Below are 12,194 nucleotides of genomic sequence, written 5' to 3'. Positions count from 1 at the left end.
CGTCAGTGTTTCAATCCCTTCGTATACGCCACCAGCTGGTCCAGCACAATGCCCCACCCTTCGTGGAAGCCCATCTGTTCATGCTGCTCGCGGATTTCCGCCGTTGGGTGGCGAGCAATAGCGGTATAACGCGTTTTGCCCTCCCCCACATCATCCAGCAGTAGAATGGCCGTCATAAACGGCTTTTCGGCGGGCTTCCAGCCTTCCGTGTAACCGTCGGTAAAGACCAGCTTCCTACCGGGATCGATTTCGAGAAACACACCCCGGTTATCCATCCGTTGCCCGTCTACCTCAAACACCGTGTTAAACCGCCCGCCAACGCGCAGGTCAAGATCACACTCGGTCACTTTGTGCGGAACCGGAATGAAGAAGTTTTTGATGTGCTCGGGTGTCGTCCAGCAGAGCCACAGCAGATCGCGTGGGGCATCCACCACGCGTTCCAGTTTTAAGTCTGTATCAGGATCAAGCGTCACGTGAATGTCCTCCTAAAGGGAACCCCTTAAAGGATAGTCGTCCTCAGGCGAATTTCCCTTTTGCCACCTCTTTCGGCGTGACGATGCCCGTATCCAGCACCCAACCGCTTATCAATGCCGCTGGCGTGACGTCAAAGGCCGGGTTGTAGACCTGCGCGTTTTCAGGAGCCCACTGCACCGCGCCAAAGCTCCCGGCCACGCCCGTCACTTCGCTGGCCGCACGTTGTTCAATGGGGATTGCCTCACCGTTCGGGCACGCCGGGTCAAGCGTGGTATGCGGGGCAGCGACATAGAACGGAATACCGTGGAACGTTGCCAGAACCGCCAGAGAATAGGTGCCAATTTTATTCGCCACGTCGCCGTTAGCCGCAATACGGTCTGCGCCCACCCACACCGCGTCAACCAGCCCTTTTGCCATCAGGCTGGCGGCCATGGAATCGGCGATCAGCTGGTACGGCACGCCCAGTTCGCCGAGTTCCCATGCGGTCAGTCTTCCACCCTGCAACAGGGGGCGGGTTTCATCCACCCAGACAGAGCTGACGCGTCCTTCCTGATGCGCGCGGGCAATCACGCCGAGCGCGGTGCCAACCCCTGCCGTCGCCAGCCCGCCGGTATTGCAGTGGGTCAACAGACGGCTGCCGGGTTTCACCAGCGTACTGCCGGCATTCGCGATGGCCTCGCACAGCTGCTTGTCTTCATCAATCAGACGCAGCGCTTCCGCCACCAGCGCAGGCACAAAATCCTCCTGCCAGAGAGCCAGCTTCATGCGGTCGAGGTTGTTCATCAGGTTCACCGCCGTCGGGCGGGATGCCCGCAGGGTCTCCAGGGCCACAGCCAGTTCATCACGGCTTTTGCCGTTTTCCGCCAGAAGGGCCAGCAGCAGGCTTGCAGAGAGACCAATCAGCGGTGCCCCGCGTACGCGCAGGGCGTGAATATGGCCGACCAGCGCCTCTACCGTCGAGGCGTCAAGCCAGCGTTTCTCCTGAGGAAGCGCCTGCTGATCGAGAATAAATAACTGATTCTCCGCCACTCGCAGGCTGGTCGTCTGTAATGTCTGCATGTCGTTAATTCCCTGTTGCGTTGTTGTAGCACATTGTGTCAGGATGAAATCCAGATGTATAGACGTCTAAATGTCTTTATTAGCTAAACCAGTGAGGAACAGGCAATGTCGCAATACCGTACCTTTACCGCCCAGGATGCCGTGGAGTATGCAAAGCAGTTCGGCGGCCTTGATGATCCCTCATCGCTGGTGGAGGCGCAGGAAGTGGGCGACGGTAACCTCAATCTGGTGTTCAAAATTTACGATACCGAGGGCGTAAGCCGCATCGTTGTTAAGCAGGCGCTGCCGTATGTGCGCTGCGTCGGCGAATCCTGGCCACTGACCCTGGATCGCGCCCGCCTGGAGGCGCAAACGCTGGTCGAACACTACCAGCACAGCCCGCAGCACACGGTGAAAATCCACCACTTCGACCCCGAACTGGCGGTGATGGTGATGGAAGATCTCTCCAGCCATGCCATCTGGCGCGGGGAGCTGATCAAAAATACCTACTACCCGCAGGCGGCGCGTCAGCTGGGTGAATACCTCGCGCACACGCTGTTCCATACCAGCGACTTTTACCTGCACCCGCATGAAAAGAAAGCACAGGTCGCGAAATTCATTAATCCGGAGATGTGCGAGATCACCGAAGATCTGTTCTTCAACGATCCGTACCAGGTCCACGAACGTAACAACTACCCTGCTGAACTGGAAAAAGACGTTGCCGCCCTTCGCGATGACGCTCAGTTAAAAATTGCCGTGGCCTCGCTGAAGCACCGCTTCTTCTCACACGCTGAAGCCCTGCTGCATGGCGATATTCACAGTGGCTCGATTTTCGTGGCAGACGGCAGTCTGAAAGCCATCGACGCAGAGTTCGGCTACTTCGGCCCCATCGGTTTTGACGTCGGCACCGCCATCGGCAACCTGCTGCTCAATTTCTGCGGCCTGCCGGGGCATCTCGGTATTCGCGATGCCGCCGCGGCCCGTGAACAGCGTCTGACCGACATTCAGACGCTGTGGAACACCTTCGCGGAGCGCTTCCAGATCCTGGCCAGTGAGAAAACGCGCGATGCGGCACTTGCTGCCCCGGGCTACGCCTCTGAATTCCTGAAAAAGGTTTGGAAAGACGCGATCGGATTCTGCGGCACGGAGCTGATTCGCCGCAGTGTCGGTCTGTCGCACGTGGCGGATATCGAGACCATTCAGGATGAAGCAATGCGCCACGAATGCCTGCGCCACGCGATTACGCTTGGCAAGGCGCTGATTGTGATTGCCGACCGTATCGACACCGCTGAAGATCTGGTGGCGCGGGTGCGTCAGTACAGTTAAACGCCTCGGCCCTCTCCCGATGAAGAGGGCCGTCAGAAAGACACCAGCGCGCCGTTACCCCAGATACTCAATCACCGACAATCCACCGTTATAATCCGTGCTGTAGATAATGCCCTGCGCATCGACAAACACATCGCATGACTGGATCACCTGCGGTCGATTCGGCCGCGTATCCATCATCCTCTCAGGCGCCGCCGGCACCAGCGCACCGGTTTCAACGGGACGGTAAGGATTGGAAATATCAAACGCGCGCACGCCCGCATTCTGCCAGGTCGCAAAAATCAGCGTTGAGCTGACAAAGCTTCCCGGCCGGTTCTCGTGCAGGTTGTGTGGACCAAAATGCGCCCCTTTGGCCACATAATCCCGCTCCTGTGGCTGCGGGAAAGTGGAAATACTCACCGGGTTCGACGGCTCGCGAATATCAAACAGCCAGATGAACTTCTCACCGTCCTCCTGGTTATCCAGTACCGCTTCATCCAGCACCACCAGCAGGTCACGATCCGGCAATGGCAGCGCGGTGTGCGTGCCACCTCCAAACGGCGGGCTCCAGTTGCGATGGCTAATCAGCTTCGGCTGCGTGCGATCCTTCACGTCCAGCAGCGTCAGTCCCCCGTCGCGCCAGCTCCCGTAAGCGGTATCCCCGGCGATAATCGCGTGGTGCAACGCGTAGCGTTTGCCTTCCGGCCAATTGGGTTGCTCACCGTCGGCCTGGTTCATCCCCGGCAGCCACCAGCGCCCGGCCACCTCAGGCTTTTGCGGGTCGGCCAGATCGATCGTCAGGAAAATATAGTCGGTAAAGCCGTCGATCAGCGCCGAAACATACGCCCAGCGCCCGCCGACGTACCAGATACGGTGAATGCCGATGCCGCTCAGGGATAAAAAACCGATCTCACGCGGTTTGTCTGGGGTGGAGATATCAAACACCCGCAACCCGGCGCTCCAGCCCTTGTCCTGCACGTCGCGTACGGTTTCTCCTACCTGACGGGTGTAGTAGACCTTTTCGTCAGCGAAACGGGCATCCGCGAACAAGTCTCGCGCATTAATGACCAGCAGGAGATCATCGTGCGCCTGAAGATGAACGTTCCAGGTGCCGGGCGGCGCGGGCATATAGCCTGCCGGTTTGGGATGTTTAGGGTCGCGCACGTCCACAATGGAAAAGCCCTGCGAGACCATATGCCCGATGTACGCGAAACCGCGATGCACCATCAACTGCACGCCGTCCGGGCGACCGCCCTGGTCGCTATGGCCAATCAGCCGCATATTGCGGCTGTATTCAGGCGTGGGAAGCACACTCATTGATGTTTCGCTTCAAGCGTCGCAAACCACGGGGCGATAAAATCTTCGGTCTGACCCCAGCCTGGAATGATTTTCCCCAGCGACGCCACGTTCACCGCGCCTGGCTGGGCGGTCAGCAGCGTCTGCGGGATCGCCGCCGCTTTGAAATCATACGTGGCGGGTGTGGTTTCACCGGCAATCTTGTTGGCAATCAGACGTACGTTGGTTGCACCAATCAGCTTCGGATCCACCGCCACGCTCACTTTCCACGGGCTGCCTGGCTCGCGCATCAGCTGAAGATCCTGGTTTGAGATATCGATGCTGTAGAGTTTGATTTCGGTGCGGCCATTCTCTTTCAGGGCTTTGTAGGCCCCCTGGCTGAAGGCATCCCAGGTTCCCCAGATGGCGTCAATTTTGCCTTTCGGGTATTTCGCCAGAATAGCACCCACTTTATTCGCGGTATCTCCCTGCACGTCAGACGAAACGGCACCGATAGACTCCAGCTCTTTAATGTCCGGATACTGCTTCTGCAGCGCTTTATAGGCTGCCTGACGACGTTCCATCGGCGGGAAACCGGCAACCCACAGCTTCACGATGTTGGCTTTACCGTTGAAATCTTTCGCCAGCTGGCCGAAGGAGAGATGGGTCAGGGAAGCATCATCCTGCTGGGTCACGGTCACCCCGGGAATGTCGCCCTGAACGGCGGTATCAAACACCGACACTTTAATGCCGGCATCGACGGCTTTTTTCACCAGCGCGGTCGCATAGGGGTCGCGCCCCTGAGAGAGGATAATCCCGTCATATTTCTGGCTGATCGCCTGATTAACGAAGTCCTGGAATTTGGCGTCGTCGCCATTGCTCAAAAAGGTGCTGACCTTAAAGCCGAGCTTTTTGCCTTCCTGAATGGCACCGGCGACAAACTGCGTGGTGTTGTCGTCAGAGCCGAGGTTACGGATCACCGCAATGCGGATAGGGCCGTCATGATTTGCAATGGCGGGCGGAAGCGGTGCGGGGGTTGCCGCAAGGCCTGGCAGCGACGTCAGTAACCCTAATGCCACCAGAGAGAGGGTGATTTTTTTCATTCTGTTTTCCCGTTGTGTTGTGATCAATCGTTAGCGTTTTTGTATGTAGGTAATCGCCAGCGCCACGGCGAGCACCAGCCCTTTTATAATGTCCATCGCGTAATAGGGTACGGAAAGCATCACCAGACCGTTCGACAGCACGCCAAGAATGACTGCCCCGACGAGCGTACCCAGCGCGTTCGGTTTTCCGGACCCGGCGAGCGAGAAGCCAATCCACGCCGCCGCAACCGCATCCATCAGATAGCCGCCGCCCGCATTCACCTGTGACGAGCCAATCCGCGAGGCCAGTAAAATGCCGCCTAATCCGGCGAGCAGAGAGGCAATCACGTAGGCCGCCACCTTGTAGCGCGTGGTGCGAATACCGGAGAGACGTGCCGCCTCCGGATTACCGCCGATGGCATACATGCGTCGTCCGTGGGTGGTCAGTGACAGCCCCAGCTGTGCGAGGATCGTCACCACCAGCATGATGATCACGATAGTCGGCACCTGTCCCAGCAGGCTGAATGCCGCCGGAATGGTCCCTTCAGCCATGTCGCCGCTCGGCAGCACCATGTTTTCGGTAATTGACCCGCCGTAGCTGTAGGTCATCGCCACGCCCTGGATAACAAACAGGCTGGCAAGCGTGGCAAGCATGTCCGGGATCCGCAGGATGACAATCAGAAACGCGTTAAACAGGCCAACCAGAGTACAAAGCGCCAGGGTAATCAGTATCGATTCGGTGGTGCCGAAGCCGTACCAGACGAACAGTGACACCACCAGCGCGTTAGCCAGCGATGCCGTTGAACCAACCGACAGGTCAAACCCGCCGATGGTCAGCGAAATTGACACCCCGATAGCAATCACCGTCACGATGGCAATGGAGCGCAGGATATTGATAATGTTGTTCGGATCGAGGAAGTTGTCCGACGCCAGGCCAAAGATGGCCACCAGTGCCACCACGGTCAGCAACATGCCCCACTTGTAGAGAAAATCAAAAATTTGCTGACGACCAGACGCTGCCGCCGTCACTGAAAGGGCCTTGCTCACGACGCCGTTCCTCCGGTTGAATAATAAAGTAGTGCCTCTTCGTGGGCCTCGGCCCCGGCGATTTCCGCCACGATACGTCCGTCCCACAGCACGCAAATGCGATCGCACAGCCCCACCAGTTCAGAGAATTCACCGGAAGCGTAAATCACCCCTTTGCCCTCGCGCGCCAGGCCGTCAATTAACTGGAACAGATCGGTTTTCGCTTTGACATCGACGCCTTTGGTCGGCTCATCGAAAATCAACACGCTGGCGTCGTTGCGCAGCCACTTGCCGATGGCAATCTTCTGCTGGTTGCCCCCCGACAGACGACGCAGCACCTGCCCCGGCCCACGCGCACGCACGCCGACGCGGGCAATCACCTCTTCCGCCCAGCGCCACGCCTGACGGTGGCCGAACAGACTCCAGCGCGAGAAGCTGTTATCCGCGGTGACCGCCAGGTTCATGCTCACCGGTTCATCAATAAAAATGCCCTCTTTACGCCGTTCCTCCGGTACCAGCGCCAGACCGCGCAATACCGAATCCGCCGGATCGCGCGGCTGCCAGGGCTGATGATTTAGCTCACCACACGCTACACGGCTTTTGCTGGCCCCAAACAGCGCCTTGCAGAGTTCCGTTTTGCCCGCTCCCGCCAGCCCGGCAATGCCCAGAATTTCGCCTTTTCGCAGGTGCAGGGAGATATCTTTCAACAGCGCGTCATCGTGCAGCCCTTCCACGCGCAGTAACGTCTCGTCACTGTGCGCAGGACGGGCCGGCGGATAGATATCGTTAAGCTCATGGCCAAGCATCTTCTCAACGATTGCGTCACCGCTGAGGTTCGCCATCGGGCCGGATTCAATCAGCTTGCCGTCGCGCAGCACGGTTAAGGTGTCGCAAATAGCGTTCAGTTCATGAATACGGTGAGAGATAAACACCACGCCAATCCCCTGCTTTTGCAGACGTCTCACTACGGCGAAAAGCCGTTCGCTTTCATGGCTATCCAGCGGCGCGGTCGGTTCATCCAGAATCAGAAAACGGCAGTGGTGTGAGAGCGCCCGCGCCAGCAAAATCTGCTGCTTTTCTGCCAGCGTGCAGGTGTCGACGATGCGTCGCACATCCAGAGCGATACCCAGCTGCGCCAGCGCCTGTTTCGCCTGCTGGCGGATTGCGCGCCAGCGATAGCGATGCCCCGGCTGTGCGAGCTGATCGAGCATGATGTTTTCGGCAATGCTCAGCCCTGGTATCAGCGCGACGTCCACTTCCTGCTGCACCAGGTGGATACCCAGCCGTTTGGCATCAAGCGGCTCGCGGATCGTCACCGGCTGGTTATTAATGCAGATCTCACCTTCGTAGCGATCGTAAGTGCCGCACAGCACCGCCATCAGCGTCGATTTCCCCGCGCCGTTTGCGCCGGTCAGCGCATGCACGGAGCCGCCCATTAACGTCAAATCCACGCGCGACAACGCCTGAAAGCCGGAAAAGGCCAGGCTGATACCGCGCATCTCAAGGCGACTGGAAACCATCCGCGTTAAATCCTTCTTTCATATTGTGATTTATCGAATTTTTCACAGCTCCGGTTGACTGACAACGACGGAAAAGGCATAAGATAAAGCGAAATATTATTAGCCATCCGGATGTCCAGACATAACATCGGGTTAGCGCTTGCTAAAAAAAGGACAACACATGAGCAACACCGATATCCGCGTCGTGCCAGGCCCGGCGAACTATTTCTCGCATCCGGGAAGTCTTGCGCACCTGAATGATTTCTTTACGCCGGAACAGCTCTCCCGCGCGGTGTGGATTTATGGCGAACGCGCCATTGAAGGCGCGCGCCCTTTCCTGCCGGAAAGCTTTCACACACCGGGGGCGAAACATCTGCTCTTTAAAGGGCACTGCAGCGAACGTGACGTCACCAATCTGGTGACGGCGTCTGGCAATAACGCAAGCGTGGTGATTGGTGTCGGCGGTGGCGCACTGCTTGATACCGCCAAAGCGGTGGCGCGCCGTCTCGGCGTGCCGGTGGTGGCTATTCCCACCATCGCCGCCACCTGCGCCGCCTGGACGCCGCTCTCCGTCTGGTATAACGATGCCGGTCAGGCGCTGCAGTTTGAGGTGTTCGACGATGCTAACTTCCTGGTGCTGGTGGAACCGCACATTATCCTCAAAGCCCCAGCGGAGTACCTGCTGGCAGGCATCGGCGATACGCTGGCGAAGTGGTATGAAGCGGTGGTCCTGGCCCCTCAACCCGAACACCTGCCTCTGACCGTTCGTCTGGGGATCAACGGCGCGCTGGCGATCCGCGACGTGCTGCTTTCCCGTAGCGAAGAGGCGCTGGCCGACCAGCAGCGTGGCGAAGCGACGCAGGCGTTCAGGGATGTTGTGGATGCCATTATTGCCGGTGGCGGAATGGTGGGCGGTCTGGGCGAGCGCTATACCCGCGTGGCGGCCGCGCATGCGGTGCACAATGGTTTAACCGTTTTGCCGCAAACGGAAAAATACCTGCACGGTACCAAAGTGGCCTATGGCATCCTGGTGCAAAGTGCGCTGCTCGGCCAGGATGACGTGCTGGCCGAGCTGGTGGCGGCCTATCAGCGCTTTACCCTGCCCACCACGCTTCGCGAACTGGAGGTGGATATCAACAACCGCGACGAGCTGGACAAGGTCATTGCCCATACGCTGCGCCCGGTGGAATCTATCCACTATTTGCCGGTCGCGCTCACCCCTGAGGTTCTGCGCGCCGCGTTTGAGAAAGTGGAATCCTTCAGCCGTTAATCGTTCCGACCGACTATACCTAATGATGATTCTCATCACTCTCGCAACGAGGTCATCATGCAGATCGATTTAACAGGTAAGAAGGCGCTGGTTACCGGCGCCAGCCGTGGGTTGGGTCGTGCCATCGCACTTTCACTGGCACGCGCCGGTGCCGATGTGGTTATTACGTATGAAAAATCCGCCGACAAAGCCCAGGCGGTCACCGAAGAGATAAAGGCGCTTGGGCGCCACAGCGAGGCGATTCAGGCCGACAGCGCCAGCGCACAGGCCATTCAGGATGCGGTTACCCATGCGGCACGCTCCCTGGGCGGGCTGGATATTCTGGTCAATAACGCCGGGATCGCACGCGGCGGCCCGCTGGAGTCCATGACGCTGGCGGATATTGACGCCCTGATTAACGTCAATATCCGGGGCGTGGTGATTGCCATTCAGGAAGCGCTGGTGCATATGTCTGACGGCGGGCGCATTATCAACATCGGCAGTTGTCTGGCAAACCGTGTGGCGATGCCCGGTATTGCCGTCTATTCGATGACCAAATCTGCGCTCAACTCCCTTACCCGGGGTCTGGCTCGCGATCTCGGCCCGCGCGGCATTACCGTGAACCTTGTGCATCCTGGCCCGACAAACAGCGATATGAACCCGGAGGATGGAGAACAGGCTGAATCTCAGCGCCAGATGATTGCGGTGGGACATTACGGCCAGCCGGAAGACATCGCCGCCGCGGTCACCTTCCTGGCCAGTCCTGCCGCCGGACAAATATCCGGCACGGGACTGGATGTCGATGGCGGGTTAAACGCCTGATCGCATGTTGAATGTAAACAAAAGCAGATTAGCCTTTGTTTACCGAAAGAGGGTTAACAGCACTTCGCGCCGCCCTTGCCGCCGTAACGGGCGTCCTGGCGGTCGCGGAAGAAAGCTTCGTAGGTCATTGGCGTCTGGTCAGGGTGGTTGACGCGCATATGCTCGACATAGTTGTCGTAATCCGGTACGCCGATCATCATTTTGGCGGCCTGGCCCAGGTATTTTCCTGCTTTGGAGAGGGTGTCGAACATAGTGGATGTCTCGTCTTTTATCCCCTCTCCCCGGCGGGGAGAGGGTGAGGTTGAGCGATTAATGCGCCCCTTTCGCCTGGGTCACAATCTCTTCCAGGTTCTCAGGCATTGGCTCATACGGTGTCTCTTTTGCCGTCGGCTTGTCTTCTTTCAGCGCCGCCAGTGCAGTCTTCAGAGAATACAACGCCAGCACCACAACCACCACCATAAAGAAGATGGTCAGCCCGGCGTCCAGACGGTTGTTAAACACCAGCTGCGACAGCTGTGATTCCGTATATTGCGCCGGGATCTTACCGCTGTCGATCATCGCCTGGAACTTGTTGGCGATAGCCAGGAAGCCCACCTTGTTGTCCGGGCTGAAGGCTTTCTGCCAGCCTGCCGTCAGGGTACAAATCAGCAGCCATGCGGTCGGCAGTAACGCCACCCACGCATAACGCTGACGCTTCATTTTGAACAGCACTACCGCACAGAGCATCAGCGCCATGCCCGCCAGCATCTGGTTGGCAATACCAAACAGCGGCCACAGGGTGTTAATCCCTCCCAGCGGATCGACGACGCCCTGATGGAGGAAATATCCCCACGCCAGTACGCACAGCGCCGTTGCCAGCAGGTTCGCCGGTAATGAATCGGTACGTTTCAGGTTCGGTGAGATCACCCCCAGCAGATCCTGCAGCATAAAGCGTGCCGCACGCGTTCCTGCATCCACCGCCGTCAGAATAAACAGCGCTTCAAACAGAATGGCGAAGTGATACCAGAACGACACGTCCATCAGCCCGCCCAGCGCGCCGTGCAGAATATACGCCATGCCCACCGCCAGCGTTGGCGCGCCCCCCGCACGGGAAATAATTGACTGCTCGCCCACTTCACTGGCGATATGGGTCAACGTGTCAGGGGTAATGGCAAAGCCCCAGCCGCTCACCACCTGCGCGGCAGAGGCCACCACGTCAACGGTGCCGGCCGGTGCCAGCAGCGCCATTGGGCTGTTCATCGCGAAGTAAACGCCCGGGTCGATAATACAGGCCGAGACCAGCGCCATTATCGCCACGAACGATTCCATCAGCATGCCGCCGTAGCCAATCAGGCAGGCCTGATTCTCATTGGCGAGCATTTTCGGCGTGGTACCGGAGGCAATCAGCGCGTGGAAGCCAGACACCGCGCCACAGGCGATGGTGATAAACAGGAACGGGAACAGGTTGCCGGTCCAGACCGGGCCGGTGCCATCAATAAATTTGGTCAGCGCAGGCATGGTCAGCGTTGGGCGCATAATCAAAATGCCGATTGCCAGCCCCACAATCGTGCCGATTTTCAGGAAGGTGGAGAGGTAATCGCGCGGGGCCAGCAGCAGCCACACCGGCAGCACCGCCGCCACAAATCCGTACCCTACCAGCATCCACGTCAGCTGTACGCCGGTGAAATCGAAGAACGGCGCCCACGTCGGGCTCTCAGCCACCCAGCCGCCTGAGATAATGGCAAACACCAGAAAGACCAGGCCGATGACCGACACTTCGCCAATGCGTCCCGGACGCAGGTAGCGAATGTAGATCCCCATAAACAGCGCCAGCGGAATGGTAAAGGCCACGGTATAGGTTCCCCACGGACTATGGGTCAGCGCTTTCACCACGATCATCGCCAGCACCGCGAGGATGATCACCATGATCATAAAGGTCGCGATCAGGGCGATCACCCCGGCCGTGGCTCCCATCTCCTCTTTCACCAGCTCACCGAGCGAACGTCCGTCGCGGCGGGTGGAGACGAACAGCACCATAAAGTCCTGCACCGCACCGGCCAGCACGACGCCCGCGAGGATCCAGATCATCCCCGGCAGGTAACCCATCTGCGCCGCCAGGACTGGCCCCACCAGCGGGCCCGCGCCGGCAATCGCCGCAAAATGGTGACCGAACAGCACTTTCTTGTCGGTAGGCACATAGTCCAGACCGTCGTTATGACGAACCGCAGGCGTCATGCGCGTGCCGTCGACCCCTAACACCGTCTTCGCGATATAGCGGCCATAAAAACGGTACGCGATCAGATAAATACAGACCGAGGCGACAACGATCCACAGCGCGTTAATCTGTTCCCCCCGGTTGAGGGCGATATAGCCCAGGGCAAATGCTCCCACAACGGAGAGCCCTGCCCACGTAAGGTATTTCCCTGAGTTGTTCATAGTTGTTGT

The 12,194-nt window shown here is 58.6% G+C and carries 11 protein-coding genes; 3 read left to right on the top strand and 8 right to left on the bottom strand.

Features of this window, described 5'->3' with window-relative positions; genetic code table 11:
* Window positions 1-2: 2 nt before the first annotated feature.
* On the bottom strand, window positions 3-473 hold the full coding sequence (locus tag ACMGG3_RS01925) for an SRPBCC family protein (RefSeq protein WP_014169088.1): 471 nt from the start codon (window positions 471-473) through the stop codon (window positions 3-5).
* A gap of 43 nt (window positions 474-516) precedes the next feature.
* Window positions 517-1,533, bottom strand: a complete 1,017-nt coding sequence (gene mtnA, locus ACMGG3_RS01920; protein WP_073395735.1) for an S-methyl-5-thioribose-1-phosphate isomerase — start codon at window positions 1,531-1,533, stop codon at window positions 517-519.
* Between the two features lie 105 nt (window positions 1,534-1,638).
* Between mtnA and mtnK the strand changes: the two genes are divergently transcribed.
* A complete protein-coding gene (mtnK, locus tag ACMGG3_RS01915; RefSeq protein ID WP_073395733.1) occupies window positions 1,639-2,838 on the top strand; it encodes an S-methyl-5-thioribose kinase in 1,200 nt (399 codons plus the stop codon).
* Between the two features lie 54 nt (window positions 2,839-2,892).
* On the opposite strand, the gene ACMGG3_RS01910 is transcribed toward mtnK, so the two are convergent.
* From ACMGG3_RS01910 to ACMGG3_RS01895, 4 genes are read right to left on the bottom strand one after another with little or no spacing between them, the layout of a single operon-like run.
* Complete coding sequence (locus ACMGG3_RS01910; RefSeq protein WP_014169085.1) at window positions 2,893-4,134, bottom strand: LVIVD repeat-containing protein; 1,242 nt, start codon at window positions 4,132-4,134, stop codon at window positions 2,893-2,895.
* Window positions 4,131-5,195 (bottom strand): sugar ABC transporter substrate-binding protein, encoded by a 1,065-nt coding sequence (locus ACMGG3_RS01905; RefSeq protein WP_041162483.1) that lies wholly within the window; start codon window positions 5,193-5,195, stop codon window positions 4,131-4,133. The genes ACMGG3_RS01910 and ACMGG3_RS01905 overlap by 4 nt, the downstream gene beginning before the upstream one ends.
* A 30-nt stretch (window positions 5,196-5,225) precedes the next feature.
* Entirely contained in the window at window positions 5,226-6,221 is a 996-nt protein-coding gene (locus ACMGG3_RS01900; protein ID WP_025204689.1) for an ABC transporter permease, read from the bottom strand.
* The gene (locus ACMGG3_RS01895; RefSeq protein WP_414149536.1) at window positions 6,218-7,720 is read right to left on the bottom strand and encodes a sugar ABC transporter ATP-binding protein; all 1,503 of its coding nucleotides are present in this window, start codon (window positions 7,718-7,720) and stop codon (window positions 6,218-6,220) included. Before ACMGG3_RS01895 ends, ACMGG3_RS01900 begins: the two co-directional genes overlap by 4 nt.
* A 160-nt stretch (window positions 7,721-7,880) precedes the next feature.
* Here ACMGG3_RS01895 and ACMGG3_RS01890 point away from each other — a divergent pair, with 160 nt between their 5' ends.
* Both ACMGG3_RS01890 and ACMGG3_RS01885 read left to right on the top strand, forming a co-directional pair.
* Window positions 7,881-8,969: an oxidoreductase gene (locus ACMGG3_RS01890; RefSeq protein ID WP_073395727.1), complete on the top strand. Its 1,089-nt coding sequence runs from the start codon at window positions 7,881-7,883 to the stop codon at window positions 8,967-8,969.
* A gap of 57 nt (window positions 8,970-9,026) precedes the next feature.
* Window positions 9,027-9,770, top strand: a complete 744-nt coding sequence (locus tag ACMGG3_RS01885) for an SDR family NAD(P)-dependent oxidoreductase (protein ID WP_014169080.1) — start codon at window positions 9,027-9,029, stop codon at window positions 9,768-9,770.
* A 53-nt stretch (window positions 9,771-9,823) separates the two neighbouring features.
* On the opposite strand, the gene ACMGG3_RS01880 is transcribed toward ACMGG3_RS01885, so the two are convergent.
* Window positions 9,824-10,021, bottom strand: a complete 198-nt coding sequence (locus ACMGG3_RS01880) for a YbdD/YjiX family protein (RefSeq protein ID WP_014169079.1) — start codon at window positions 10,019-10,021, stop codon at window positions 9,824-9,826.
* A gap of 58 nt (window positions 10,022-10,079) precedes the next feature.
* A complete protein-coding gene (gene cstA / locus ACMGG3_RS01875; RefSeq protein ID WP_014169078.1) occupies window positions 10,080-12,185 on the bottom strand; it encodes a pyruvate/proton symporter CstA in 2,106 nt (701 codons plus the stop codon).
* Between the last annotated feature and the right edge of the window lie 9 nt (window positions 12,186-12,194).

The sequence above is a fragment of the Enterobacter sp. BNK-18 genome, from assembly GCF_047456135.1.
GTDB lineage: Bacteria > Pseudomonadota > Gammaproteobacteria > Enterobacterales > Enterobacteriaceae > Enterobacter > Enterobacter ludwigii.
The sequence above is the reverse complement of the archived record's forward strand: the minus strand, read 5'-3'. Positions and strand labels throughout refer to the sequence as shown.